General features: G+C 67.7%; 23 protein-coding genes. 8 read left to right on the top strand and 15 right to left on the bottom strand.

Features of this window, described 5'->3' with window-relative positions; translation table 11 throughout:
* The first annotated feature begins 72 nt into the window (after nucleotides 1-72).
* Nucleotides 73-576 carry a hypothetical protein gene (locus ACPYN9_RS08175; RefSeq protein WP_424465560.1) on the top strand — a complete coding sequence of 168 codons (504 nt, stop codon included), beginning with the start codon at nucleotides 73-75 and terminating at the stop codon, nucleotides 574-576.
* Here the strand turns inward: ACPYN9_RS08175 and ACPYN9_RS08170 are convergent.
* Nucleotides 573-2,516 (bottom strand): potassium transporter Kup, encoded by a 1,944-nt coding sequence (locus ACPYN9_RS08170; RefSeq protein WP_424465559.1) that lies wholly within the window; start codon nucleotides 2,514-2,516, stop codon nucleotides 573-575. The genes ACPYN9_RS08175 and ACPYN9_RS08170 overlap by 4 nt on opposite strands.
* 87 nt (nucleotides 2,517-2,603) lie before the next feature.
* Between ACPYN9_RS08170 and ACPYN9_RS08165 the strand changes: the two genes are divergently transcribed.
* Nucleotides 2,604-4,073 carry an amino acid permease gene (locus ACPYN9_RS08165; protein ID WP_424465557.1) on the top strand — a complete coding sequence of 490 codons (1,470 nt, stop codon included), beginning with the start codon at nucleotides 2,604-2,606 and terminating at the stop codon, nucleotides 4,071-4,073.
* On the opposite strand, the gene ACPYN9_RS08160 is transcribed toward ACPYN9_RS08165, so the two are convergent.
* Both ACPYN9_RS08160 and ACPYN9_RS08155 read right to left on the bottom strand, forming a co-directional pair.
* Entirely contained in the window at nucleotides 4,070-6,085 is a 2,016-nt protein-coding gene (locus ACPYN9_RS08160) for an ABC1 kinase family protein (protein WP_424465555.1), read from the bottom strand. The two genes, ACPYN9_RS08165 and ACPYN9_RS08160, sit on opposite strands and share 4 nt — an antisense overlap.
* 113 nt (nucleotides 6,086-6,198) lie before the next feature.
* Nucleotides 6,199-7,248 (bottom strand): LLM class flavin-dependent oxidoreductase, encoded by a 1,050-nt coding sequence (locus ACPYN9_RS08155; RefSeq protein ID WP_424465553.1) that lies wholly within the window; start codon nucleotides 7,246-7,248, stop codon nucleotides 6,199-6,201.
* Between the two features lie 134 nt (nucleotides 7,249-7,382).
* On the opposite strand from ACPYN9_RS08155, the gene ACPYN9_RS08150 reads away from it, so the two are divergent.
* From ACPYN9_RS08150 to ACPYN9_RS08140, 3 genes are all read left to right on the top strand, one after another.
* Nucleotides 7,383-8,720 (top strand): hemolysin family protein, encoded by a 1,338-nt coding sequence (locus ACPYN9_RS08150; protein WP_424465551.1) that lies wholly within the window; start codon nucleotides 7,383-7,385, stop codon nucleotides 8,718-8,720.
* A 302-nt stretch (nucleotides 8,721-9,022) separates the two neighbouring features.
* On the top strand, nucleotides 9,023-9,202 hold the full coding sequence (locus ACPYN9_RS08145; RefSeq protein WP_424465549.1) for a hypothetical protein: 180 nt from the start codon (nucleotides 9,023-9,025) through the stop codon (nucleotides 9,200-9,202).
* A 20-nt stretch (nucleotides 9,203-9,222) separates the two neighbouring features.
* Complete coding sequence (locus tag ACPYN9_RS08140) at nucleotides 9,223-9,687, top strand: SRPBCC family protein (protein WP_424465547.1); 465 nt, start codon at nucleotides 9,223-9,225, stop codon at nucleotides 9,685-9,687.
* 109 nt (nucleotides 9,688-9,796) lie between these two features.
* Here the strand turns inward: ACPYN9_RS08140 and ACPYN9_RS08135 are convergent, their stop codons facing one another.
* Nucleotides 9,797-10,573, bottom strand: a complete 777-nt coding sequence (locus ACPYN9_RS08135; protein ID WP_424465545.1) for an SDR family oxidoreductase — start codon at nucleotides 10,571-10,573, stop codon at nucleotides 9,797-9,799.
* A gap of 52 nt (nucleotides 10,574-10,625) precedes the next feature.
* Here ACPYN9_RS08135 and ACPYN9_RS08130 point away from each other — a divergent pair, with 52 nt between their 5' ends.
* Nucleotides 10,626-11,396, top strand: coding sequence for a glycerophosphodiester phosphodiesterase family protein (locus tag ACPYN9_RS08130; RefSeq protein WP_424465544.1), 771 nt, complete (start codon nucleotides 10,626-10,628; stop codon nucleotides 11,394-11,396).
* Nucleotides 11,397-11,495: 99 nt separating this feature from the next.
* Nucleotides 11,496-11,864: an RNA polymerase-binding protein RbpA gene (locus ACPYN9_RS08125; RefSeq protein ID WP_424465542.1), complete on the top strand. Its 369-nt coding sequence runs from the start codon at nucleotides 11,496-11,498 to the stop codon at nucleotides 11,862-11,864.
* A 75-nt stretch (nucleotides 11,865-11,939) separates the two neighbouring features.
* On the opposite strand, the gene lnt is transcribed toward ACPYN9_RS08125, so the two are convergent.
* The 11 genes from lnt to ACPYN9_RS08070 are packed head-to-tail and all read right to left on the bottom strand — an operon-like array spanning nucleotide 11,940 to nucleotide 23,379.
* Nucleotides 11,940-13,502, bottom strand: coding sequence for an apolipoprotein N-acyltransferase (lnt, locus tag ACPYN9_RS08120; RefSeq protein ID WP_424465540.1), 1,563 nt, complete (start codon nucleotides 13,500-13,502; stop codon nucleotides 11,940-11,942).
* Nucleotides 13,499-15,949, bottom strand: a complete 2,451-nt coding sequence (locus tag ACPYN9_RS08115; protein WP_424465539.1) for a DEAD/DEAH box helicase — start codon at nucleotides 15,947-15,949, stop codon at nucleotides 13,499-13,501. Before ACPYN9_RS08115 ends, lnt begins: the two co-directional genes overlap by 4 nt.
* Nucleotides 15,946-16,812 (bottom strand): twin-arginine translocase subunit TatC, encoded by an 867-nt coding sequence (gene tatC, locus ACPYN9_RS08110; RefSeq protein WP_424465538.1) that lies wholly within the window; start codon nucleotides 16,810-16,812, stop codon nucleotides 15,946-15,948. The genes ACPYN9_RS08115 and tatC overlap by 4 nt, the downstream gene beginning before the upstream one ends.
* Nucleotide 16,813: 1 nt before the next feature.
* Nucleotides 16,814-17,161, bottom strand: coding sequence for a Sec-independent protein translocase subunit TatA (gene tatA, locus ACPYN9_RS08105; RefSeq protein WP_424465536.1), 348 nt, complete (start codon nucleotides 17,159-17,161; stop codon nucleotides 16,814-16,816).
* A gap of 4 nt (nucleotides 17,162-17,165) precedes the next feature.
* Nucleotides 17,166-17,522 (bottom strand): hypothetical protein, encoded by a 357-nt coding sequence (locus tag ACPYN9_RS08100; RefSeq protein ID WP_424465535.1) that lies wholly within the window; start codon nucleotides 17,520-17,522, stop codon nucleotides 17,166-17,168.
* 60 nt (nucleotides 17,523-17,582) lie between these two features.
* Nucleotides 17,583-18,560, bottom strand: a complete 978-nt coding sequence (locus tag ACPYN9_RS08095; protein WP_424465533.1) for a helix-turn-helix transcriptional regulator — start codon at nucleotides 18,558-18,560, stop codon at nucleotides 17,583-17,585.
* Nucleotides 18,557-19,606 (bottom strand): helix-turn-helix transcriptional regulator, encoded by a 1,050-nt coding sequence (locus ACPYN9_RS08090; RefSeq protein ID WP_424465532.1) that lies wholly within the window; start codon nucleotides 19,604-19,606, stop codon nucleotides 18,557-18,559. Before ACPYN9_RS08090 ends, ACPYN9_RS08095 begins: the two co-directional genes overlap by 4 nt.
* Before the next feature lie 9 nt (nucleotides 19,607-19,615).
* Nucleotides 19,616-20,539, bottom strand: a complete 924-nt coding sequence (locus tag ACPYN9_RS08085; RefSeq protein ID WP_424465530.1) for an FKBP-type peptidyl-prolyl cis-trans isomerase — start codon at nucleotides 20,537-20,539, stop codon at nucleotides 19,616-19,618.
* A gap of 49 nt (nucleotides 20,540-20,588) precedes the next feature.
* Nucleotides 20,589-21,584 (bottom strand): hypothetical protein, encoded by a 996-nt coding sequence (locus ACPYN9_RS08080; RefSeq protein WP_424465529.1) that lies wholly within the window; start codon nucleotides 21,582-21,584, stop codon nucleotides 20,589-20,591.
* Nucleotides 21,581-22,642, bottom strand: coding sequence for a tRNA (adenine-N1)-methyltransferase (locus ACPYN9_RS08075; RefSeq protein ID WP_424465527.1), 1,062 nt, complete (start codon nucleotides 22,640-22,642; stop codon nucleotides 21,581-21,583). Before ACPYN9_RS08075 ends, ACPYN9_RS08080 begins: the two co-directional genes overlap by 4 nt.
* Nucleotides 22,639-23,379, bottom strand: a complete 741-nt coding sequence (locus ACPYN9_RS08070; protein ID WP_424465525.1) for an HAD family hydrolase — start codon at nucleotides 23,377-23,379, stop codon at nucleotides 22,639-22,641. Before ACPYN9_RS08070 ends, ACPYN9_RS08075 begins: the two co-directional genes overlap by 4 nt.
* Nucleotides 23,380-23,464: 85 nt before the next feature.
* Between ACPYN9_RS08070 and ACPYN9_RS08065 the strand changes: the two genes are divergently transcribed.
* The gene (locus tag ACPYN9_RS08065) at nucleotides 23,465-24,625 is read left to right on the top strand and encodes a proteasome assembly chaperone family protein (protein ID WP_424465523.1); all 1,161 of its coding nucleotides are present in this window, start codon (nucleotides 23,465-23,467) and stop codon (nucleotides 24,623-24,625) included.
* Nucleotides 24,626-24,665 lie beyond the last annotated feature (40 nt).

The raw sequence follows: 24,665 nt of genomic DNA, 5'->3' as shown, positions 1-24,665 counted from the left end.
CCTTCCACGTGACGGGGCGGCCCCACTCGGGGTCGCCCCGTCGCGTCGTCTCAGGGGACTACACTGACCGGCGTGAGCGCCGATCCCGATCGAGAGTCCCCATCGATCCCCCTCGCCGGGTTCCGACCGGGCCAGGTCGAGGTGCTTCGTCGCCTTATCCCGACGTTGCTGGCGGTGGGGCTCGTCGCGTTCTTCGCCTACGCACTGTTCACGGAGATCGGTTCGGCGCAGCTCGGCGATCGCGGCTTCGTGCCGCTTCTCCTCGGGTGGCTCGCGATGCTCGGACTCTGCATCCTCGGTGCCGTCGCGGCGCTCGCTGCTGAGCGCGGCGTCTCGACGGGGCTGCGCGCGTACACCCGCGCCCGGGTCCTTCCGCTCGCGATCGGGCACTCTCTGCTGGCCGCTGCTGGCGCCACGTTCTGCAGCTTCTGGGTCTCCGGTGGGGCCTACGATCTGCTGACGGTGCTCAGCTGCACGTTCCTGCTCACGTTCCTCTTCACGGCTGCCGTGCTGGTGCCCGCCTACCTCTCCGGGTTCGCGAACGCCGAGGCGGAGCGCGGCGGGCTGCAGGCTTAGAGCAGCACCTGGGGGGAGATCTCGACGGTCTGCTCGGGCGGGAGCCCGAACTGCGCCGCCGGCGAGGATGCACCCCGGGACATCAGGACGAAGAACTTCGCGCGCCAGGTCGCCATGCCGCTCGCGTGGCCAGGGCGGAGCGCGATCCTGGACAGGAAGAAGATCGCGCTCTCGTTGTCGAACTGGGAGACGGTGCCTGCGAGCCGAGCGTCTCGAAGCGAGAGGGGGACGTCTCGTCGGTCGAGGAAGCCGTACGTGAGGGTGATGTGTACGAGCCCTTCAGGCGCCGGGCCGATGTCGTCGATCCGGCAGCGTCGCCGTTCCGGGATGTGCGGCACGTCGGCCGTCTCGACGCGCACGAGCAGCACGTGCTCGTGGAGCGCGTGGTTGACCCTGGTGTTGAGCCGGAGCGCGAGGGGCGCGGTCCTCGGGCCTCCGTGCGGGTAGATGGCCCAGCCTGGGACCCGAGTGGGCTCGTCGGCGAGCAACCGTCGCATGAGTTCCTGCAGGGTGCCCTCGAGTCGTTCGCGTCTGCCTGTGACGATCTCGCGACCCCTCCGCCAGGTGAGCATGGTCAGGATGAGGGCGCCAGCGAGCGCGAGCGGCAGCCAGCCGCCGGCGAAGAACTTGACGAGCCCGGAGACGAAGAAGGCGAGCTCGAGTACGACGATGGGGACCGTGACCACCAGCACCCAATACCACGGCCATTCCCAGACCGTCCGCAGATACACGATGAAGAGCGACGAGGTGAGGAGGAAGGTGGTCGTGACTGCCAGTCCGTAGGCTGCGGCGAGGTTCTCGGAGTTTCGGAAGCCGAGCACGACGCCGATGATCAGGACCAGCAGGAGGGTCGAAACGACGGGGATGTAGATCTGTCCGATCGAGGCGCGGGAGGTGTGTTTGACGCTGAGGTTCGGCAGGAAGCCGAGGCGCATGGCCTGCCTGGCGACCGAGAAGGTGCCGGAGATCACCGACTGCGAGGCGATGACGGTCGCGAGAGTCGCGAGACCCACCAGCGGGAACACCGCCCAGCTGGGTGCCATCCGGAAGAAGGGGTTGTCGATTGCTGTGGGGTCTTCGATGACGAGGGCGCCCTGCCCGAGGTAGCAGATCGTGAGGGCGGGGAAGACCACGAAGAGCCATGCTTTCGAGATGGGGGAGCGCCCGAAGTGCCCGAGGTCGGCGTAGAGGGCCTCGGCGCCGGTGACCGCCAGGACGACGGCACCGAGCGCGACGCCGGCGATGAGCGGTTCGCCGACGATGAAGCCGATCGCGTGGTGCGGCGAGAAGGCGGCGAGGATCTCGGGATGCTCCAGGATGTGCGGCACACCGAGGCAGGCGAGGGTGACGAACCAGATCAGCATGATCGGGCCGAACAGGCGTCCGATGCCGGCGGTCCCGAAGCGCTGCAGGGCGAACAGTCCGACGAGGACGGCGAGGGCGATGGGAACGACGAGCGCTTCCGTGCCCGGTAGCGCGATCTCGAGCCCTTCGACGGCTGAGAGAACGGACACAGCTGGCGTGATGACGCTGTCTCCGAAGAACAGGGCGGCGCCGACGATCCCGACGAGCGTGGTGGCGGCCATCGCGCGACGCGAGCCTCGCAGCCGTCGTCCGATGAGCGTCGAGAGGGCCAGGATCCCGCCCTCGCCCTCGTGGTCGGCTCGGAGCACGAAGAGCACGTACTTCACGGTCACGAGCAGCGTGACTGCCCAGATGATGAGCGAGATCAGGCCGTAGACGTGGGCGGTGGTGGCCTGCACGATGCCGTCGTGCTCGGAGAACACGGCCCGGAGCGCGTACAGGGGACTGGTGCCGATGTCGCCGAAGACGATGCCGATCGCGGCGACGCCGATGGCGGTTCTGGCGAGGAGGGTGCCGCTGGTCCGAGTGTGCGAGGCGGCGGCAGCCTCGGGTCGCGCAGTGCGCAGATCGTGCATGCGACCAATGTAGACCCGGTACGGGTGCATCCCGAGCGCCGACTACAATTCCAAGGTTCGGCATCGAGCACTAGCAAGGGAGTTCCGGTGGCCAGCAGTTCAGTCGAGACCGAGGCGAAGCATCCGCAGGGCGAGGAGGCAACGCGCGGCGGTCTGCGTCGAGGGCTCAAGGCGCGGCACCTGCAGCTCCTGGCCATCGGCGGCGCGATCGGCACCGGCCTCTTCCTCGGGTCCGGCACCACGATCAGCCTCGCGGGCCCCTCGATCATCTTTGTGTACGCGATCGTCGGGCTGGCGCTCTTTTTCGTGATGCGGGCGCTCGGGGAGCTGTTGCTCTCCAACCTCGGCTACAAGACCTTCGGGGACGTCGCGGCCGACCTCATCGGGCCGTGGGCGGGCTACGTGGTGGCTTGGACGTACTGGCTGGCGTGGGTCATCACCGTCATTGCCGACATCGTCGCCATCACTGGCTATGTGGCGTTCTTCAACGCCGACATCCCCTCGTGGGCGCCTGCCATCGCCACGGCAATCGGCCTGCTCCTGCTCAATCTGCAGCCGGTCAAGGCCTTCGGCGAGACCGAGTTCTGGTTCGCGATCATCAAGGTCGTCGCGATCCTTGCCCTCATCGCGGTCGGCATCGTCCTGCTGGTCGCCGGCTTCACCAGCGCGGATGGCGTCACCGCGTCGGTCTCCCACCTCTGGGACCACGGCGGGATGTTCCCGTTCGGCATCAGCGGATTCATCCTCGGGTTCCAGATGGGCGTCTTCGCGTTCGTCGGCATCGAGCTGGTCGGCACCGCATCGGCGGAGGCGGAGGACCCCGAGAAGAACCTTCCGAAGGCCATCAACTCGGTGGTCGTGCGCATCCTCGTCTTCTACGTCGGCGCGCTCGTCATCATCATGTCGGTGACTCCGTGGGATCGGATTCAGCCGGGGGTGAGCCCCTTCACCTCGATGTTCGAGCTCATCGGCTTCCCAGCTGCGGCGATCGTCGTGAACCTGGTCGTGCTCACCTCAGCCGCCTCGAGTGCGAACTCAGGGTTTTACTCGTCGACGCGGATGCTGTACGGGCTCGCGAAGGACGGGCAGGCAACGAGGCGCTTCGGTCTCCTGAACTCGCGAGGGGTTCCCACGCAGGGGGTGTTCTTCACCACCGCCTTCCTGTTCGCGGCCCTGCCGGTGCTGGCGCTCGGTGACAACGTGATGGCCGCCTTCACCGTCGTGACGTCGGTGAGCTCGCTGAACTTCATCGCGACCTGGACGTTCATTCTCGTCAGCTACATCCTGTTCCGGAGGAAGCGCCCAGAGCTCCACCTTGCCTCGACGTTCAAGATGCCGGGTGGCCGCTTCATGCCCTGGGTGATCCTGGCCTTCTTCGCGTTCATCCTCGTCGCGCTCTTCCTGGGGGAGGACACGCGCGCCGGCCTCATCGTGTTGCCGTTCTGGTTCCTTGGTCTCGGGCTCATGTGGCGTCTCGTCGTCAGCAAGCGCGTCGCCGCTCGTGAGGCCGCCGAGCTCGAGGAGATCGCAGGGGACACGGAGCGCTCGAGACCCTAGTCGGTGAGGGACTGCCCTCTGGACCCGACGATGGATCGCAGCATGGCGCGAAGGATGCCGAAGAAGCCGAGCAGCCCGATCACGGCGCCGAGTAGGTTGAACAGCTGCAGGCCTGGCGCGAGCGTGGGGCCACCGCCAGCGACGATGAGCACGATCGCGAGGATCACCGCCGTCAGGGCGACCGCGGTGTCGATGCCGCGGCTCACGAGGCCGCCGAACCAGCTTCGATCTTGTCGCTCGGAGAACGGGCTCACGCGCACGCTCAGCTCGCCGTCTTCCAGCTTCGAGACGATCGTGTCGATGCGGTTCGGCATGCGGGCCGCGTAGGCGGCGGAGACGGCTGCCTTCGCCTGGGCCGTTCCCACGACGCGGCGGAACGCGAGCAGCTGCTTGAGGAGCTTGGGAACGAACGGGAGCGCCCGCTGCACGAAGTCGAAGTCGGGCTCGATGACGCGCAGGCATCCCTCGAGCGTCGCGAAGCTGCGGAACGCCGACGCCAGGGTCGAGGGCAACGCGAGGTGGTGCTTGCGGATGACGTCGAGCATCATGGTGAAGATCGACCCCTCGCCTCGGGGCCAGTGCTGCACCGAGGTCAGCGCGATCCCGATGTCGTGGCGGAACGCATCGACATCCAGGTCTTCCGGCACATCCACGATGAGGAGCAGCGCGTCGGCGGCGGAGACATCATCGTCGCTGGCAGCCGACAGCAGGAACGCGGCCAGGTGCTCGCGCTGGCTGCGCTGGACAACGCCGATCGCCCCGAAGTCGATGAGTCCGAGTGTACCGTCGTCGCGAATGAAGACGTTGCCGGGGTGCAGGTCGGCGTGGAACACCCCGTACACGAGGATCTGCTCGATCACCGTCTCCATCAGCGTCTGCGCGAGCGCGTGACGTGCTTCGGGTCCGAGCGCCTCGAGGCGGTCGCCGGCGGAACTCAACGGGTCACCGTCCATGACGTCCATCGTGAGCACCCGCCGCGCGCTGGCTTCAGAGTAGACCGCCGGGATCGCGATCTGCTGCAGCTCGGGGGAGCCTGCGTGGATGTCCCGCATCGTGCTCTCGATCATGTGCACGTTGCGGGCTTCGATGCGGTAGTCCAGCTCCTCCTCGAGCGTGGTCGTGAAGCCTGCAGCCATGGCCGAGAGCCGCATCTCCCTGCCAAGCGCCGTGTGCGTCTCGGCGCGGTCCGCGAGACGGCCGATGATGTCGACGTCGGCTTCCACCTGCGCGCGTGCATCCGGTCGCTGCACCTTGACGACCACCCGCGTGCCGTCGACCAGTCGAGCGCGGTGCACTTGGGCGACGGATGCGGCCGCCAGGGGAGTGTGGTCGATCTCGCCGAAGATTGTGTCGAGCGGTGCGCCGAGCTCGCTTTTCAGCACCGACTCGATCTCGGGCCACGGCACGGTTGTCGCGTTGGACTGCAGGCGGGACAGTGCAGACAGGTAGGGCTCGGGGACCAGGTCTCGGCGGGTGGAGAGCACCTGTCCGAGCTTCACGAACGTGACGCCCGCGTGGTTGATCGTCGTGACGAGGGCATCGGCGCGCTGCTGCGAGGTCGTTCGGCCGTCCGACGACGGGGTGCGGCGGCCGTGGAGGAGCCAGCCAGCCCCGTCTCGGGAGGCGATGGTGAGGATCTGGAGGTAGCGCTTCGTGCGGCTGCGGCGGCGGATTGCGGAGCGCACGAGCTCGATGGGGTTCGGGAAGGCGCGTGTTGGGATAGTCGCCTCGAGTGCGACAAGGACGAGGACGCCGAGGGCGAAGATCCAGGAGACGGCGAGGAGGACCACCACCACAACGACCGTGTAGTTGGTCTCACCGTTCTCGAGTTGGTCGACACCGGTCTCGCGGATGATCCAGTTGCCGAACGGAATCGAGGAGACCACGACCAGGGCGCCGACGATGATCGAGCGCACGTACCCGATCGGCACGCCGAGGACTCGGCGAGCGACCAGCCCCACGAGGACGGCGGCGACAATGGCGACGGCGATCAGCAGGGCGTTGGCGAACACGGCGCTCCTCGACAGGTGGGGGACTCGACCAGGCTAGTGGCAACGGGCGTTCGCCAGCCATCCCCATTCTGGAGCAGTCCAGATGGTCGCGACCAGCCCCAAGCTGACTGCGGTCAGCCGCCGAGGGCGGGGAGCAGCGGCGCAGACTCCTGGGCGAACTGTCGCAGGATGCGCCGCTGCGTTTCCGCCGGGTAGTCGAAGGGGAGCGCGATGACAAGTTCGTCCGCCGCGTGAATGCCGGCGTCGTCGCGCAGTGCGGCCGCGACCTGCTCTCCGGAACCGTGTGCAACCCGCCCAAACTGGAACGGCAACGGACCCCCGCCCACGTCGGCCGCACGCTCGGCGTCGCGGTCGAGCAGCCACTGGAGCTCGGCTCGCTCGGCGGGAGTGTCGTAAGGCACGATCGCGCGACTCACCGACGCGAACGAGCCCGCGTTGCTCGCCGTCGCGTGCTCGTCGCGGTAGTCGCGGATGAAGTTGGCCTGCGCGTCCTCGAAGCTGAGCTCTCCGATTTCGGTGTTCAGCGTTGACAGCTGCAAACGCAAGCCGCGTTGGCCCGCCTTCCTGGCGCTGCTGCCACCGCCTGCACCGTACGCCACCCGCTCGCGGAGTCCCGGGCTGTTGGGCTGCACCGTGAGCTGAGTGCCTGCCGTGGCGAAGGGGAGGTCGGTCTCCGCCGTCGCTACCGGGCGCCCCTCGATCGCTGCGAGGAACGTCTCCAGCCTCGCGTCGACGAGCGCGCGCACGTCATCGCCCTCGATGGTGCCGAACGCCTGCGAGAAGGTCGACTCGGTCGCCGCATACCCGGAGCTGAGCCCCAGCTCGAGACGTCCACCGGTGAGGAGGTCGACGGTTGCGGCGTCCTCCGCAAGCCGCACCGGATGCTCGAAGCGCAGGGGAGTGACGCTGGTGCCGACCCGGATGCGCGTGGTCCGCTGCGCCGCGGCCGTGAGGAACGTGAGCGGCGACGACAGGTAGGTCTCCAGGTGTCGGTGTCGCACGTAGCCCGTGTCGTAGCCGAGGTCTTCCGCGTACTCGAACAGCTCGAGGCCCTCCGTGAGTCCAAGCGACCGGTTCGAGGAGACGCGCGTGTGCTCGACGAACGCGAGAAAGGAGAGGCGCTTCGGGGCGCGGGGCGTGGGCTGCGTGACGGGATCGCTCATGGTGCTCTCAGCATCCCGCCGACGAAGCCACGGTCCTGGCGGCACCGTCACGGGACGTAAGGGTCCGTAAGGCGGAGCAAGCCCGTCGCAAGTCGAGCATCGGTCGCTCTCAGCCAACGTTCCTAGCATGAAGCATGGACGTCGACACCCTCGTCAACATCGGTCTTGTGCTCCTGTTCGTGCTTGTTGGTGGTGTGTTCGCCGGAACCGAGATGGCAATCGTCACGCTCCGCGAAAGCCAGATCCGGGCGATGGAGGCTGACGGCGCACGCGGCGCCAAGATCGCCGCGCTCGTCCGGAATCCCAACGCGTTTCTGTCCGCCGTGCAGATTGGGGTGACGCTCGCGGGCTTCTTCTCGTCGGCCTACGGCGCATCCACCATCGCCCCAGACCTCGAGCCGATGCTCGTGGGAATCGGGCTGTCGGAGGCTGCGGCGTCGACGGTCGCGCTTATTGGCATGACGCTGGTGATCGCCTACCTCTCGCTCGTGTTCGGCGAGCTCGTGCCGAAGCGCATCGCCATGCAGAACTCCGTTGCGTTCACGAAGCTGCTCGCCCCGCCGCTCAACCTCCTCGCCGTCGCCATGACCCCCCTCATCTGGCTGCTGTCGGTTTCGACGAACGCGGTGATGAAGGTGCTCGGCGGCAACCCCGAGGGGAGAGGGGAGGAGGTCTCGGCGGAAGAGGTCAGGGACCTCATCTCCAACAACACTGAGCTGCGAGAAGACAGCCGGCGTCTGCTCACGGAGGTCTTCCGTGCCGACGACCGTCGAGTGGTCGAGGTGATGCGTCCGCGGCACGAGGTGACGTTCCTGGATGGCTCGCTGACCGCGGCGCAGGGCTACACGGAGGTTCTGGGGCAGCCACACTCCAGGTATCCGGTCGTCGGCGACAGCCACGACGATGTCCTGGGGTTCATCCATGTCCGGGACCTGATGGCTGCTCTGCCCGTCGACGGCGAGGCGGATGCGGGTCGCCGGCCAGACCACGGCGCGCCCGTCGCGACGCTCGCGCGTGAGATCCTCGCACTCCCGGGCAGCACCAAGGTGCTCCCGGCTCTGACGGCCATGCAGGAGCACGGTCATCAGATCGCGGTCGTCGTGGACGAGTACGGCGGGACCGACGGAATCATCACGCTGGAAGACCTCCTCGAGGAGCTCGTGGGCGAGATCTATGACGAGTACGACAGCGTCGACCGTATGCTCGCCGCCGACGAGACACTCGAGGTGCGTGAGGTTGCCGGCGGCCTCATCATCGAAGAGCTCACAGAACTGGTTGGCGTCGAGGTGCCCGACGGCCAGTACGAGACGGTCGGCGGGTTCATTCTCGATCGACTCGGCCGCGTCGCGAGCGTGGGGGACTCGGTGACGGTTGGCAACACGCGGCTCGAGGTGATCGCCACCGACCGCTACCGCATCGATCGCGTGCGGGTCGTGCCGCACGCCCTCGCCGAGGAGACCGACGCACACTGAGGTCTTGATGCTCCTGATCGCCGCAGGGCTCGTGATCATCTCAAAGATCTCAAGCGGCGCCGGCGCTGAGCGTCAGTGCTGTGCCGGGGCCGACGCGGATGACGTTTCGGATGTGCAAGCTCCGCGTAATGTCATAATGTGCATTATCGGATGTCACGAAACTCGGGACGTCGTGCGCAAGGTCGGCCCTCGTGATCAAGTAGGCTGTCAGGGCACGGCGAGGACTTCGCTGTGGCAGACTTCGTTGCGAGTGGCGCACCGTCTGAGATTGTGTCACTGAGAGACCCAGGGAGCCGACACACGTGAGCGTTCTGATTGCCATCGGTTGCATCATCATCTTCGGCGCCGGCATCTGGTGCTACGGGCTGGCCTTCCATGTCGACGGCGACACGCTCCGCCTGCTGGTGTTCCTCGCCGGCATCCTGCTCAACTCGCTGGCGCTGTTCATCCCGTGGCAGCTCGTGGGTCAAAGCCGCAAGTAGCGACCGAGGCTCCATGCGCGGTGTTCACCCCCAGCATCGACATCAGCGTTCGGATCAAAGCTCCGGCTGAGCTCATTTGGCAGGCGCTGGTCGACGAGGACCTGCGAGAGCTCTGGTGGCCTGATTCCGAGTTCAAAATCAAGCGCGGCGCCAAGATTACGGCCAGATCGCTTCGTCCTGGCAAGAAGAAACCCCGGATCACGACGGGAAACATCACTAAGATTGACGCCCCTGAGGAGCTCCACTTCACCTGGAAGACCAAGTCGGGCGACTTCGAAACGAAGGTTGTGCTGGTCGTCGTCCAACAGAAGGACAAGAAGAGCAAGGTCCGTGTCCTCGAGCAGGGCTTCCCGCGCGGCGACTACGCCGAGATCCATGTCGCGAAGTACCGCGACGGCTGGCGCGAGCACCTCCTGCAACTGCAGGAGCTGTTCGAGGACGGTCCGGGGCGCAAGTTAGCCATCAACTCGCTCAAGAACTCCTGATCGCGCTCCCCTGACGCGAGCACGAACGCTCTTAAGGTTGCCCGGGGCAGACAGACGCCCGGGCCAATCGGCCCGGGCGCGCTCTCGTCTCGTCGCCTCGCGGCGGGCGCTACTCGGCGATGAAGCCTGAGGTGTCCCCGATGAGGCGCAGATTGTCGGTCGGAACCGGCTCAACCACGGCCTTCGTGACCTCAGCTGCAAACTCCTGCACGTTGTAGAGCTTGCCTGCCTCCTCGCGGCGGGCCGCGATCGCACCGGGGTTCAGGCGATCGAGCAGTGTCGCGGTGATGGTGCCCTCGATCATGTCGCCGGAGACGACGACGAACTCGACCCCGCGCTCGGAAAGCTCCGGCACCATCGCGAGGAGCGCATCTTCGCCGGCGCGCTTCGAGCTGGCCACGGCCTCGTACTCGGGCATCGTCGGAGTCGTGCGGATGAAGTGTGCCTGGTGGCTGGTCACGAAGACGACGCGTCCGCCGTCGCGCATGAGTTCGAGGGCGCCCTTGAGGGTCTCGACCTGGGCGTCACGGTTGAGCTTGAGTGCGTAGTCCTCGCCGAGGCCTGACTCCATGCCGCCCGAGGCGTTGAGAACGAGCACGTCCAGCCCACCGTATTCGCGGTCGATCGTCGCGAAGAGCTCCGCGCGGCTCGCCTCGTCCGTGAGGTCGGCACCCACCGCGATCGCGGTGCCCCCGTCGGCCGTGATCGCATCGACCAGCTTGACGGCGCGCGCCTCCTTGTTCCGGTAGTTCACGACGACCTTGGCGCCAGCCTGCGCGAGGAACTTGACGGTGTCCGCGCCGATGCCGCGGGAGGACCCGGTGACAAGCGCGCGCTTGCCCTCGAGAGAACCGGCGGTCAGCGGGTTGAGAATCTGTTCAGCCATGACGTCGATTCTATTCGGCGCGCGGCCGTGCAGGCGCACTAGCCTGGCTCGCATGCAGCATCCGTACCTCGATGGCGCTCCCCCGCGCATCCTCGCCCACCGCGGCCTCGCCCTGTACGCGACCGAAAACACCCTCGAGGCGTTCCGGGCGGCCACGGAAGCCGGCGCCACGCACATCGAGACGGATGCGCGAGCGTCGCGCGACGGGCGCGCCATCCTGTGGCACGACGAGACGCTCGTGGGTTTCGATGGTAGCGAGCGGAAGCTCTCGAGCTCCCCCGCTGCTGAGCTGGAGCGGCTCGTCTCTGCGGGCCCCACCCCCGGGGCTGCGCTGTTGCCACTCGACACGGCCCTCGATACCTTTCGGGGTGCGAAATTCAACATCGACGTCAAGTCAGCGGATGCCGTCGAGCCCGTCGCCGAGGCCGTGCGACGCACACGCGCCCACGGGCGGGTGCTCGTCACCTCGTTCTCGGCGCGCCGGCTCCGACGAACCGCGTCGCTGCTCCCCGGCGCGGCGCGCGGCGTGGCGGGGCCGGGGATCGCGATCGCTCTTGCTGCGATAACGCTTCGCTCGGGCCGCCTGCTCCACCGCGCGCTCCACGGCGCTGCCGCGGTGCAGATCCCCGAACGGGCCGCCGGCATCGACCTGCTCTCCCCCGCCAGGCTCCGCGCCTTCCGCCGGCACGTCCCGGAGGTCCACGTGTGGACGATCAACGATCCGTCCAGGATGCGGGAACTGCTCGCCCTCGGCGTCGATGGTCTCGTCACCGACCGGGCCGACCTCGCCGCAGAGGTTGTCAGAACTCACTCGAATCTATGAATTTTCGAGGAAAAGCGGGAACGCGCGGGAATAGCGCGGCACAATCGCACGTTGGAACGGTAGTAGTAGAACCGCAGTGACGAGGAGAGGAGGTCAGCAATGGCTGATCGGAGTCTGCGCGGAATGCGGCTCGGCGCACAGAGCCTGCAGAGTGACGAGGGCGTTGTCCTTGTCGACCGCCAGGTGCGAACGTACGAGACGACGCTGGGTGAGCGCTTCGCCGTCACCTTCGCCGCTGAAGCGGAGGTGCCAGAGGTCTGGGCATCCCCGAAGAGCGGCAACGAGGGACGACTGCTGGATGAAGGCGGCGAACAGGTCGCCTACGAGGCGCCCGAGCAGAAGCACCAGCGCACGCACTGGGACATGCTGCTCGAGCGTCGCACACGGGAGGAGCTCGAAGAGGTCCTCCAGGAGCGGCTCACGTTCCTGCGCTCACGGCGCGGAACCAAGGGCGCACAAGACGTCTGACCCCCGGAGGACGCCGCCAGGGCGATCCTGAACCAACACGAGGGACGAAGCTTCGGCTTCGTCCCTCGTGTTGGTTCAGCGCAGGTGTCCCCCGCTACTTCGTTCCCACGAGGGTGCGCGCTCCGACTTGCGTCGGTCGCTCGGGCGCCCGGCGCCGATGAGCAGCCCGAGGCCGACCGCCGCCAGTGTGAGCTCGATCTGTCGTCCGTACAGCACGGCGGGGGTGAGTCCGTCGGCCAACGGGACATCCACGACCATGACGCCCGGTTCGTACCAGGGCAATTCGGCGAGCACCTCACCCTCCGGCGAATAGACGGCGCTCATCCCGACGGTCGAGGCCTGCACGAGCGCGCGCCCGGTCTCCATGGAGCGGAGGCGCGCAAACGCCAACTGCTGGGCGGGCTCGTCGGTCTTGCCGAAGTCCGCGTTGTTGCTCGGCGCGAAGAGCACCGTGGCCCCGTCGAGGACTGCATCTCTGATGAGGACATCGTCGACGATGTCGTAGCAGATGTACGTTCCTGCCTTGATTTCTCCGATCTGGAGGATGCTGTCGCGCTCCCCGGGAGCGTAGCCGCGCCCGATCATGCCGATCAGATCCGGCGCCAGCGAGTACCAGAACTCACGGTCGGGCACATACTCACCGAACGGGATCGGGTGCTTCTTGTCGTACTGGTCGCCCCAGCCGCTCTCCGAGTCCCACACGAACTGTGAGTTGAAGTAGCGGTCGTCCGCCTCCGACTCCCCCGGCTCGACGGTCACGGTGTTGGCGACGATCGGCGCGTCGTATCGCTGGCTGAGTTGGTCGAGCGTGCGACGCACGCCCGGCGATGCCAGCGGATTCAGGTCGATGGAACCTTCCGGCCAGAGGATGACGTCGACGTCAGCGTCGTCCGGAATCATGCGCGTCGCCTCGACGTGTCCGAGGAAGACGTCCCCGGGCTCTCCTTGGACAAAGTAGGCCGCCTCAGGCGTGTCGCCCTGCACGGCCGCCACTCGAGCGGTGCCGATCGTGCTGACGGGGAAGAGCGGAACCGCGACGACGACGAGCGCCGCCGCCGCGGCGGTGGCCCAGACGAGCGGGCGTGCACGGGTGCGCCCGAGCTCGAGGGCTGTCGCGACGAGAAAGACCATGACGAAGCCCATGCCGGAGAGGCCGAGCCACGAGACCAGGTCGCCGAACGGGCTCGCGGACTGGGACTGGGCCACCCGACCCCAGGCGAAGCCTCCGTACGGCCACGCGGAGTAGACGGCCTCCCGCAAGCACCACAGGCCGGCAACGGCCAATGGAACGAGGACAAGGCGCCAGGCACCGCTCTCCCACCGGGCGGTCACACGTCGGTAGGCGAGCGCGATGGCGACGGCTCCCGCGGCCCAGAAGAGCGACGAGAGGATGCTGAGCGCGCTCCACGGCACCGGTCCGAGGAACAGGGAGGCCCAGGCGATGAGTGGGAAGTAGTACGAGAGTCCGGAGGCGAGGCCGATGACGAACGCCCCACCGGCGGAGCGATGCATGAGCGAGCACAGTACGAGGCCGATGCCGACGAACGCCAGCGGCCATAGCGCCGGTCCGGGGAACGCGGCCCTCAGAAGCAGTCCACCGGCGACGGCGGCGAGCAGCGAGAGCCAGAAGGATCTCACCCAACCCCCGAGTACGCGACGATGCCTCGGCGCACGCTGTTGGCCGCCTGGCGTGCCGTCGTGGCGAACTTGCCTTCTGCGACCTTCTCGATCTGGTCGAGCACGTCGAGCACCTGCTTGCACCAGCGCACGAAGTCACCCGCCGCGAGGTTCGACTCCTCGAGCACTCGCTCGAGCTCAGCGCCGTGGGCCCAGTGGAAGAGTGCGGGGGCCAGATTCGTCGCGAGACGTGCGGAACGTGGCACGCGAAAGCGCTCCGCGAGCTCATCGAGGCTGTGCCAGTGCTTCTCGGTGGTCTGCATCGCAGTCCTGAACGCGCCGCGCGGGAGCTGGTACTCCTCGAGGCTCTCTTCCTCGCGCCGTGGTTCGTACACGAGCACGGCGGCCATGGCAGCGAGTTGCTGGGGGTTGAGCTCGTTCCACGCCTGGCGTCGCAGGCACTCGGCGATGAGCAGGTCGCGCTCGCCGTAGATGCGAGCCAGCGTGCGGCCGTGCGCGGTGACGGCCAGGTCGCGGTCCTCGCTGTCGGCGGGGGTGAGGTACCCCAGCTCGAGCAGCAGCTCGGTGATGCGGTCGAACACTTGCGCGACGGCCCCGGTCCGCGACTCGATCTGGCGCGTGAGCTTGTCGTTCTCGTGCTTGAGTTTCCAGTAGCGCTCGCCCCAGCGGGCGTGCTGCTCTCGGTCGGGGCACACATGGCACGGGTGCCGCTTGAGCGCGGTCTGCAGCTGCGTGAGCTTCGCCTGACGTCGCTCGCGCGCGGCATGCTGGTGCGCCTCGTCGTGCGGGATGCGCTTGCGCTCGAGGTCGTTCAGCTCGCGGCGGATGCGCGAGTACTCGAAGAAGTCGCCGAGGTGGCAGGTCATGCCTTCCTCGTAGCCGGTAAGGGCCTCGGTCTGCTGTCGCACGCGCTTGGCAAGGTCGACGACGGCGCGGTCGGCTTGGAACTGCGCGAACGACGACTCGAGCACGGAGCGCGTGCGGGCTCGACCGAAGCGGTCGATGAGGTTCACCGCCATGTTGTAGGTCGGCTTGAAGCTTGAGTTCATGGGGTAGGAACGCCGGGACGCGAGCGAGGCGATCGCCTGCGGGTGCATCCCGCCGACCCACTGCACGACCGCGTGGCCCTCGACGTCGATTCCGCGGCGCCCAGCACGCCCGGTGAGCTGCGTGTACTCGCCTGGGGTGATGGGCACGCGTGATTCGCCGTTGAACTTCTCGAGCTTCTCGAGCACGACCGTCCGTGCAGGCATGTTGATGCCAAGGGCGAGGGTCTCGGTCGCAAAGACGAGCTTGACGAGCTTGCGCTGGAAGAGCTCCTCGACGACTTCCTTAAAGGCGGGGAGCAGGCCGGCGTGGTGCGCGGCGATGCCGCGTTCGAGCCCTTCCGTCCATTCGTAGTACCCGAGGACAGCGAGGTCCTCGTCGAGCAGGTTCCGGCAGCGGTCCTCGACGATCCAGCGAATCTCGTCGCGCTCTTCCCTGGTGGTCAGTGAGACGCCTGAGCGCAGGACCTGCGAGACGGCCTGGTCGCAGCCTTTGCGGCTGAAGATGAAGTTGATGGCCGGCAGCATGTCGGCGTCATCGAGCATGCGGGTCAACCCAGCGCGGTCGACGCGAGGGGTCTGGAAGCGCTGCTCCTTCCAGCTACTCCCCCGGCCGCGCCGTCCGACGCGGTCGCGGTCGCGGCCGTCTTCTCGCCGGCCGCCCCCGCCCTGGGTCGCCCTGACCAGGTCCGGGTTCACCCGGTCCGCGATGTCGCCGTCTCGGGTCTCGAAGAGGTCGTAGAGGCGGTGGCCGACGAGCACATGCTGGAAGAGCGGCGTCGGGCGCTCCTCGGAGACGATCACGTCGGTGTCGCCGCGAACCGTCTGCAGCCAATCGCCGAACTCCTCGGCGTTCGAGACCGTCGCAGACAGCGAGATGAGGCGCACCTCGCTCGGGAGGTGGATGATGACCTCTTCCCAGACCGCGCCGCGGAAGCGATCGGCGAGGTAGTGCACCTCGTCCATGATCACGTAGGCGAGGTCGTCGAGGAGGTCGCTGCCCGCGTAGAGCATGTTGCGCAGGACCTCGGTGGTCATGACGACGATGCGTGCGCGCGGGTTGATGTTGACGTCACCCGTCAGCAGGCCGACTTCGCTCTCGCCGTAGCGTCGCACGAACTCGCTGAATTTCTGGTTGCTCAGCGCCTTGATCGGCGCCGTGTAGAAGATCTTGGCGTTCGGTTGGCGCATCGCCAGGAACACGCCGAATTCGGCGACGACCGTCTTGCCGGCCCCTGTCGGCGCCGCCACGAGCACGCTCCGCCCGGCCTCAACGCTCGCGCAGGACGCGATCTGGAACTCGTCCAGGTCGAAGCTCAGCTCGCGCCGGAAGAGCTCGAACTGCTGCAGCTTAGCGCGGGCCCTGCTCGCGGCGAAGCGCTCGGACGGGCTCGGCGTCATGCAGTCGACGCTTCGGTGGCCGCCAGCTCGGCCTCGAGTCTCTTGTGCTTGCGCGCGCGGCGCCGGTCGTTGATGAGCGCGATGCCGACGGCCAAGAAGTAGAGGCCGAGCATCGGGATCATCAGGAAGAACATCGACATGACGTCGACAGACGGCGTCGCCATCGCGGCGAACAGCGCCACCAGGAGGACGGCGGTGCGCCAGCCCTTGAGGATGGCGGATCCCGAAATGACGCCGGCGAAGTTGAGGAGCACGAGGATAACCGGGAGCACAAAGGCGATGCCTACCGCGAGACAAAGCGTCACGATGAGCTTGTAGTATTCGACGGCCGTGATGATGCTGGCGCCCTCTTTTGGCACAAAGCTCAACATGACCTCGACGATGCGCGGCATCAGCACCCAAGCCACCCAGACGCCAGCAAGGAAAAGCGGGATCGCGGTGCCAACGAATCCGATCGCGTACCAGCGCTCGTTCTTCTTGAGGCCCGGAACGATGAACATCCACACCTGGTAGAGCCAGACAGGCGCCGAGAGAATGATTCCCAACGTGAGGGCGATCTGCAACCGCAGATCGAACGCCCCAGTGATTGTCTGGAAGTTCAGACCGGCCTCGCGGCCCTGAGACGTCTGAATCTCGATGATCGGCGCGGCCATGAGGCTCATCACCCAGTCGGTCAGAAGGTAGCCACCGACCATGCCGAGCACGATGCTGATCGCCGAGATGATGAGGCGATTGCGGAACTCGATGAGGTGCTCTGCGAGGCGCATGCGCCCGTCAGGATCACGCTTGCGCGACTTCTTCGCTTTCGACTTCGTCTTCGGTGCCTCGACCGAAGACGGCCCCTCGCTTGGCTGCAGGGTCACGTCAGTTGGATGGACCAGCGTTGCCCCTGGCGTCGGTGCTCGGCGCGGCGGGTGCTTCTGGTGCCGGCGCTGCCGGAGCGGAGTTCTGGACGGGCGGCGTGACGGGTGCCTGAGGAGCAGCCGGGGCCTGCGGTGCCGCAGGTGCGTTGGTGGCAGCGGGCTGCGCGGAGGCATCGGCGGCCGGCGCCTGGTCGGCGTCGTCGTCCTTCTTCATGTTCTTGACCTCGCCGCGGAAGATTCGCATCGACTGCCCGAGGCTCTTCGCGAGGCCGGGGAGCTTCGGTGCGCCGAAGAGCAGGAGGATGATCACCAGAATGATGATGAGGTGAGGACCAGTCAGGTTCGGCATGGTGTCAGTTGCCTTTCACAAGGTGTTCATATTGAAACGGGTCTGCGGTCGTCAGCACGCGGCCGCGCTCAAGGCGCTCTTCGCGACGCTGCGCTTTGTGTTCGTCGAGCGCTTCTCTCAGCGCACCTCGCTCGACCTGGACCTCGCGGAGCCCGCGAACGATCGCATTGCTCCGCGGCGGCGTGAATGAGACCAGCGTCTGCGCACGCTGCTCAAACGCCTCGAGGAGCACCTCGAGACTCGCGAGCTCGCCCTGCAGTAGGACGGCCTTCCGGAAGAGCCAGTAGCCGAGCGCGCCGAGCACCCCAAGCAGGATGAGCACGAGGCCCACCCAGATCAGAATCCAACTCCACCACGGCATAGTGACTCCAACGATACCTGGTCTGAGGTGAATCGCCAGGACACCGCTCTGGCTTGGTCCTCAGGTTTGGTGCCGACGGTGCTCGCGCAGGCCAGCCGCTGCCCATTCCGAGACGGCGGCGCGAGCCGACTCCGGTGCGATGACGCGCATCTGGTCTGCGTGTCCGGCGACGAGCCTGGCGAGATGGCGCAGGGACGCGAAGCGGACGTCGAGCACAGCACGTCCGTGATCGTCCGGTGTCGGTCCGGGGTCGCCCACCGGCAGATAGTCGCGCACCAGCGGAAGGACCGCCGAACCGACTTCGAGGGTGACGAGCACGTGGTCCTCGCTTGGGGCGAAGATCGGTCGCGAACGCTCGGCACGCGGATGCGATTCGACAGACACATCCGTCACGACTGCATCCCGCATCCGGTCGAGCCGGAAGACGCGTTCCGCGTCGCGCTCGAGGCACCAGCCGTGCAGGAACAGGTCTCCCCCGAGGGTCTCGAGCGTCGATGGGTCGACGTGTCGAAGACGCTCCTCACCGTCCTCGCGACGGTACCGGAACCGGAGCCGCCGGCCGGTCGCCAGCGCGGCGACGACGGCATCTCTGGACTTGGGATGCGCGCGGGCCGTCGCGAAGGCGAAGTGCGGGGTGGTGCCGCTCGAGCCGAGCTTGCGGAGCAGCTCATCGATCCGGGCCTCGTCGACCAGTTGCGGCAGGCTGCGGAGGAAGCCGAGTCCGGCGATCACCGCGGCGGCCTCCCGGTTGGACATCCGCGGCGGCTCCTCGAGTGCGACGAAGTGCGTCACCTCGATGAGGTCGTGCATCTCGAAGGCATCCCAGTTGATGTCGAAGAGGTCGAGGTGACTGTAGACGCCGTCTTCACCGGGGCGCCCAGAGACCGCGATGAGGCGCACTGCATCGCGCATCTGCCTGGGGCTCACGTCGAAGTGCGCGGCGGCTTCCTCGACGGGCACCGCGGTCTCCTGCTGGCGGAGGTACGGAACCAGCGAGACCAGGAGCGCAAGACGATCGGCTGAGACGAACGGGCTCATCGGGTGACCTCGGAGTGGTCGGTGATGACGCGGGACAGCCGCGAGATCACGAGCTCGCGAAGCTCGGGGGGCGAGATGACGCGCACCTCCGGGCCGAAGGACGCGAGGCGGTCCGCGAGCAGGCTCAAGTCGGTGTAGCCGAGCTCCGCCTCGCGCCAGTCCTTCGTGCCCGCGTCGGTGTCCTCGCGAGTCTGGCCGCCGAGCCGGACCTCGGCATCGGTCCCGCAGCGGACGTCGAGCACTGCTCGCTGCCTCGCGGAGAGTTCGGCAAGCCGCTCGAGGGCCCTGGCTGCGTGCTGTTCTGGGGACATGCCCGCGTAGCGTGCCTGATCGACCGCACCGATTTCGCGCGGCGACGAATCGATGCGCGCGAGGAGGAACATCCGCTGGGCTAAGCGTTCGAGGTCGAAGGCGACGAGGAGCCAGCTGCCATCGGCGAACACCAGCGCCAGCGGCTCGACGCGTCGCACTTCGGCGTGGGCATCGCCCGGCTTCGCGTACGAGAACGAGACGGCCCGCGCACCGTCGATCGCGGTTGACAGCGGCTCGAACGCCGCGTCCCTCGCCCGGAGGCGGGGTGCGACGCCGATGAGGTCGTCACGCGTGTCAGCGCCGAGCGCCTTGAGCTTCATGAGCCCCCGCCGCGACTCCCGAGAGACGGAACCCTCACGCCAGACCTGCGCGGCGAGTGCGAGCAAGGCGCTCTCCTCGGCATCGAACTCGAGGCCAGCGGGCATCGCGAAGGCGCCGCGTGGCACGCGGTAGCGGACCAGCTGATTGTTTCCGGGCGCCGATGGGTCGTCGATGACTTCGACGGGAACCCCGAGGTCGCGGAGCTCCGTCTTGTCGCGCTCGAAGCGCTTCTCGCGCGCTGCCGAGGCGGCGTGGCTGCTGCGGTCGCGGTGGTCGTCCACGTAACCGTGGACGGTCTCAAAGACCTCGGTCTTGGTCAGGCCGTGCTCCGTCGTCAGGAGCGCGAGGATCAGCGAGAACTGCCGCTCGGCTGCGCCGGGTGCTTTCGCTCGGGATGCTGGCTCGTGCGTCACGCCTCGACTTTAGATGGTGCCGAGGATGTCGACGACAAAGACCAGCGTCGAACCTGCGGGGATCGCGTTGCTCGCCTGGTCTCCGTACCCGAGGGCCGGTGGGATGATCGCGATGACCTGGGAGCCGACCGTCTGGCCGACGAGGGCCTGCGCGAACCCGTCGACGACTCCGGTCGTGGAGAACTGCGCCGGGGCTCCCCGGTCCCAGGAGCTGTCGAAGGTCTCGCCGGTCGCGAAGAGCACCCCGGTGTACTGGACGATCACCGAGCTGCCCTCGGCAACGACCGCACCCGTTCCGAGCTTGCGCGTCTCGAGCACGAGATCGCTGGGAGCCGCCGCGCCGTCGACGATGCTGATCTGCGGGGCGCCCTCCGCAGCATCCGTCACGGTGACGAGCGACTGCGTCGGCTCCTGCTCGGACCCGACTGCACGCGTTTCCGGGACCTCAACCACATCGGCGACCACGAGCGCCGGTGGGGTATCGGTCGCTCCAGCGTTCGCCGTGCCCTCGAGCAGCAGCGCGGACGGGATGAGCGCGACGACTCGCGAGCCCGACGCCACCCCGTCGAACAGACCGGTCAGGTACTCGGGGATGCCGTCCGCGCTGAGGTCGAGCACCTGGCCGAGCGGCCCGTAGGGGCTTTGCTCGGTCTTGGTGCCTGCGTCGTAGACGGTCAGGTTCGCCGCGACCGTCGAGTCGAGCGAGATTTCGTCACCGTCGCCCTCGACCTCGATGCGCCGTTCGATCTCTTCGCCGAGGCCCGAGACGTCGCCGATGGTGACCGCAGGCGCCGTCCCGTACTCGCCGGTGACCTCGACGCTCCCCAGCGCGTCGCCGTCGCCGTCGCCGACGGGCGTCGAGCTGCCGGAGCATGCGGCGAGCCCGAGCGAGAGGAGGATGGCCGCGGCGATCGCGGGGAGACGTCGTTGCATGGATCCGCCTTGAAGTGGTGAGAGGAGCATCGGTGGATGAGGGCCGCGCCTATTCGGCAGCCAGGATGTCGATCACGAAGACCAGCGTGCGGCCCTGCGTGGCCGACGCGTTGAGCGGGCCGGGCTGGGAGGCGAGACGCTCGGGTGGCAGTACGACGACGAGCTGGGAGCCGACGGGTGTCCCGACGATCTCCTGGCTCAAGCCGAACAGGCCGTCGGTCGGCGCGGTCGCGATCTGCAGTACGTTGTTGCCTGGCGTCCAGGTCGATGCGACCTGCTCCCCCGTCGTCCAGTCGAAGGCCGAGAGCTGCATCGTGACGAGCTGGCCCTCGGCCACGGGTGCGCCGTAGCCGTCGATGCGCACGTGTCGCTTGGGTGCTGCGGGCGGATCCTGGGCGGGCATCGTGACGCCGGGAGTGCCGTTCGGTGCGGTGACGACCGCGGGGATGCCATCCTCGGGGGGCGCGATGCGCCCACCCGCGCTTGAGGGATAGACGTCGAGCACATCCGCGATCGCGACGATCGTCATGGCAGGGTCCACGCCGACGGCCGAGGCCGCCTCGCCGAAGAGGACGCTGGCCGGCATGACGGCGATGACCCGCTCGCCCGTCTGCGAGCATTCAATCGCCTGCGCGAGACCGGGGAAGGTGTTCGCGATCGTGGCGACGCTCGTCGGCGCCGCAGCTCCCGCCTCATCGGCGACGGTGGGGCTGTAGGGAACGAGCACCTCTCCCCCGGCCCCGTCGAGCAGTTCGAAGTTCGCACGCACGACACCTGAGGGCGTCACGGGGTCGCCGGTCCCTGCCCCGTCACGCGTGGTCTCCAGGGAGGTGACCGAGAGCGGATGCGTGAGCGTCGCGCCGCTCAGCTCGCCGAAGGCTCCGTCGGCGGAGATGCTCGCCGTCGCGGCGCCGTCGACGCCGGGGACCGCGCAGGCCTCCGCGTCGAGCTCGCTCTCCGGCCAGCTTACGCAGCCGGTCAGCGCGACGGCTGCGGTCACTGCGGTCAGTGCCGCTCCTGCCATTCGGATGCGCGTGCGCGTCATTCGACGTCTCCTTCAGCTTCCAGGGTGGTCTCCGCCGGTGCGTCAGTGGTCTCTGCTGGTGCCGACGGGGCGTCACCGCGGCTCTTCTCGGCCGTGATGGCCGCTCCGCGCTGCGCGAGACGCGCGCGCTTGCGGAGGACCTTGTCGCTCACCTGCCGATCGCCAAGCGAACCCGGCGTCCAGATCTCGACGTCCTCGTCACTGAAGTCGGACTTGGATGCGCGGCGCTTGAGGTTCGGCAGCACGGCGCCGTCTGCGAGGCGACGGGCGGTGAGGAGGAAGCCGGTGTGGGCGATCATCCGGTGGTCCGGCCTGACGGCCAGACCCTCGACGTGCCAGCCACGGACCATCGTCTCGTCGGCACTCGGGTCGGTGAAGAGCCCGGTAGCGCGGATCGCCTCTGCGACGCGTGAGAGCTGGGTGACGGTGGCGACGTAGCAGAGGAGGACTCCGCCAGGCGTGAGCGCGTCCGCGACGACGTCGAGGCATTCCCACGGCGCGAGCATGTCAAGGACCGCCCGGTCCGCCGTCCCGTCAGCATGCTGCTCGGGAAGCGCTTCCGCAAGGTCTCCCAGCACCAGCTTCCAGTTGTCAGGCTTCTCGCCCATGACGCTCACGACGTTGCCCTCGGCGACCTGCGCAAACTCCTCGCGGCGTTCGAAGGAGGTGAGCGAGCCCGTCCCGCCGAGCATGCGGAGGATCCAGAGGGAGAGCGCACCGGAGCCGACCCCGGCCTCGATGACGCGGGCACCTGGCCGGATGTCGGCCTTCGCGAGGATGGCAGCCGCATCCTTCGGGTAGATGATGGCTGCGCCGCGGGGCATCGACATGACGATGTCCTCGAGCAGCGGGCGGAGCGCGAGGTACTGGCCGCCGTCGGTGGCGGAGATCACGGACCCCTCGTCCACCCCGATGATGGTGTCGTGGTCGATCACGCCCTTGTGCATGAAGTAGCGCTTGCCGGGCTCGAGGTAGAGCGTGCTCACGCGCCCCTTGGGACCGGTGAGTTGCACGCGGTCGCCGGCGCGGAAGGGCCCGCCGATGTCAGTCTCGGTCATAGCTGTGCTTCGCTTTCTGAGTCGGCGGCGCCGGAGGCGGTCGCTTCGTTCTGCCGTTCCGGTTCCCCGTGGGAGGCCTGCTCGATCAGCTCGCCGAGCGCCTCGAGCGTGAGTCCCTCGAGCGTCGTCGTGACGAGGTGCGCGTGGTGCGCCTCGAGCGTCTGCCCGTGCGGGACCCCGATGGTCGCGCATCCGGCGGCCCGTGCTGCTTCAAGTCCGCGACGCGAGTCCTCGACTGCGACGCAGCGGTCTGGCGCCACACCGAGCTGCTCGGCGGCCAACAGGTAGGGCTCTGGGTGCGGCTTCCCGTGCTCGACCTCGTCGCCCGCGATCACGACGGAGAAGAGCGGACGGTCGAGGGTCGAGATGACCGCATCGGCGAGCACTCGGGTGGAGTTGGTGACGAGGGCGTTCGGGATGCCGGCGTCGTGCAGCGTGGCGAGAAGCTCCAACGCGCCGGGCCGCCAGTCGAGCTCCCGCAGGATGCTCGCCATCACGGTCGAGTTCATGTGGTCGACGATCTCACCCGGCTCGAGCCGGACCCCGAGGCTGGCGAAGAACTCGGACGCGTCCGCCATGCTCGAGCCGACCATCCCGAGCTCCTGCTCTTCGGTCAACGGGGGCAGGCCGTGGTCCGACAGAAGGTTCAGCTGCGCGGTCTGCCAGTACTGCTCGGTGTCGACGATGGTGCCATCCATGTCCCACAGGACGGCGGCGGGAAGATTCGAAAGAGCCACGGGGCGACAGTCTACGGGGCCGAGGGCGGTCAACGACGCCCTGCGCGTATCCTTGGACAACACTTCATGCACGGCGAGGAGCACGGTGACGGAACACAGCGAGGCCACCACACCATTTGCGCGCGGCCGATTGCTCGTGGTCGCGCTCCTGGGTTGGAACGATGCGGGTGACGCGGCCTCGACCGCTGTCCGCGCGTTGCAGGAGGCCATCGGCGCCGACCGACTCATCGAGGACATCGATGACGAGTCGTTCTTCGACTACTCGATACACCGGCCAGTCATGCGAGCAGGCACGGAAGGGATCCGCAAGATCCACTGGCCGAGCGTCTCCTTCAAGGGCACCCCGCTGCGCGATGCGACCGCGGAAGCGGCGCCAGAGGGCAGCAAGGAACTTGCGGCCGACGCAGGACTGTCGGTGAGCTCCGACAACGGCGACAACGTGTTCGTGCTGATCGGCCCGGAGCCCACGCTCCGCTGGCGCAGCTTTACCAAGCACGTCGTCGATCTGTGCGAGCGGGAGGACATCACGCGCATCGTGCTCGTCGGTGCCCTGCTGGCCGACGTGCCGCACACCCGTCCCATCACGATCTTCATGTCGAGCGACGACGAGGCCGTCCGCGAAGAGCTCGACATCGATCGCAGCGAGTACGAGGGGCCGACGGGGGTCCTGTCGGCGATCGGCGAGGAGGCAAGATCACGCGGCATGCTGGTGCTCTCCCTCTGGGCGTCAGTGCCGCACTATGCGCACCACTCCCCCTCGCCCAAGGCGACGCTCGCGCTCGTGGATCGACTGACCGAGATCGTCGACGTGTCGATCCCTCACGGTGACCTCGTGTCTGAGTCGGCCGAGTGGGAATCCGAAGTCACCGAGGCCACGGCCCAGGACGAGGAGATCGCGCAGTACGTCGGCTACCTCGAGCGGACGCGGGACATGGTCGAGGCGCCCGAAGCCTCGGGCGAGGCGATCGCACAGGAGTTCGAGCGGTTCCTCGAGCAGGCGGAAGGGAAGAAGCCCCAACCAGGGCCCGCGTCGTTCCCCACCGACCCCTCGGGCACCGCGCAGCGCCCGATGGGCGTCGAGCGCAGGAGTTCCGCAGAAGACGGGGCCGTCGATGACGCCCCAGACCAGCCGTCCTCAGGGGGAGAGCAGCTCTCCGCAGGCAACGACGACGCCGTAGGCGACAACGACGCTTCAGGCGACAACGGCACCGACGGCCCGGACAAGCGCCGAGACGACCAGGGCTAGGTCCCGGCGCGCTCACCACCCTCTCGCGCGTCGCGGGCTG

It is taken from the genome of Pseudoclavibacter helvolus (genome assembly GCF_049707175.1).
GTDB classification, from domain to species: Bacteria; Actinomycetota; Actinomycetes; order Actinomycetales; family Microbacteriaceae; genus Pseudoclavibacter; species Pseudoclavibacter helvolus_A.
The sequence above is the reverse complement of the archived record's forward strand: the minus strand, read 5'-3'. Positions and strand labels throughout refer to the sequence as shown.

What these genes read in the sequence shown, in the direction of transcription:
- ACPYN9_RS08170 (WP_424465559.1), bottom strand. Translation starts at nt 2,516, where the DNA reads ATGCACGATCTGCGCACTGCGCGACCCGAGGCTGCCGCCGCCTCGCAC.
- ACPYN9_RS08155 (WP_424465553.1), bottom strand. Translation starts at nt 7,248, where the DNA reads ATGAGCGATCCCGTCACGCAGCCCACGCCCCGCGCCCCGAAGCGCCTC.
- ACPYN9_RS08150 (WP_424465551.1), top strand. Translation starts at nt 7,383, where the DNA reads ATGGACGTCGACACCCTCGTCAACATCGGTCTTGTGCTCCTGTTCGTG.
- ACPYN9_RS08135 (WP_424465545.1), bottom strand. Translation starts at nt 10,573, where the DNA reads ATGGCTGAACAGATTCTCAACCCGCTGACCGCCGGTTCTCTCGAGGGC.
- ACPYN9_RS08130 (WP_424465544.1), top strand. Translation starts at nt 10,626, where the DNA reads ATGCAGCATCCGTACCTCGATGGCGCTCCCCCGCGCATCCTCGCCCAC.
- ACPYN9_RS08125 (WP_424465542.1), top strand. Translation starts at nt 11,496, where the DNA reads ATGGCTGATCGGAGTCTGCGCGGAATGCGGCTCGGCGCACAGAGCCTG.
- ACPYN9_RS08115 (WP_424465539.1), bottom strand. Translation starts at nt 15,949, where the DNA reads ATGACGCCGAGCCCGTCCGAGCGCTTCGCCGCGAGCAGGGCCCGCGCT.
- tatA (WP_424465536.1), bottom strand. Translation starts at nt 17,161, where the DNA reads ATGCCGAACCTGACTGGTCCTCACCTCATCATCATTCTGGTGATCATC.
- ACPYN9_RS08100 (WP_424465535.1), bottom strand. Translation starts at nt 17,522, where the DNA reads ATGCCGTGGTGGAGTTGGATTCTGATCTGGGTGGGCCTCGTGCTCATC.
- ACPYN9_RS08095 (WP_424465533.1), bottom strand. Translation starts at nt 18,560, where the DNA reads ATGAGCCCGTTCGTCTCAGCCGATCGTCTTGCGCTCCTGGTCTCGCTG.
- ACPYN9_RS08085 (WP_424465530.1), bottom strand. Translation starts at nt 20,539, where the DNA reads ATGCAACGACGTCTCCCCGCGATCGCCGCGGCCATCCTCCTCTCGCTC.
- ACPYN9_RS08080 (WP_424465529.1), bottom strand. Translation starts at nt 21,584, where the DNA reads ATGACGCGCACGCGCATCCGAATGGCAGGAGCGGCACTGACCGCAGTG.
- ACPYN9_RS08075 (WP_424465527.1), bottom strand. Translation starts at nt 22,642, where the DNA reads ATGACCGAGACTGACATCGGCGGGCCCTTCCGCGCCGGCGACCGCGTG.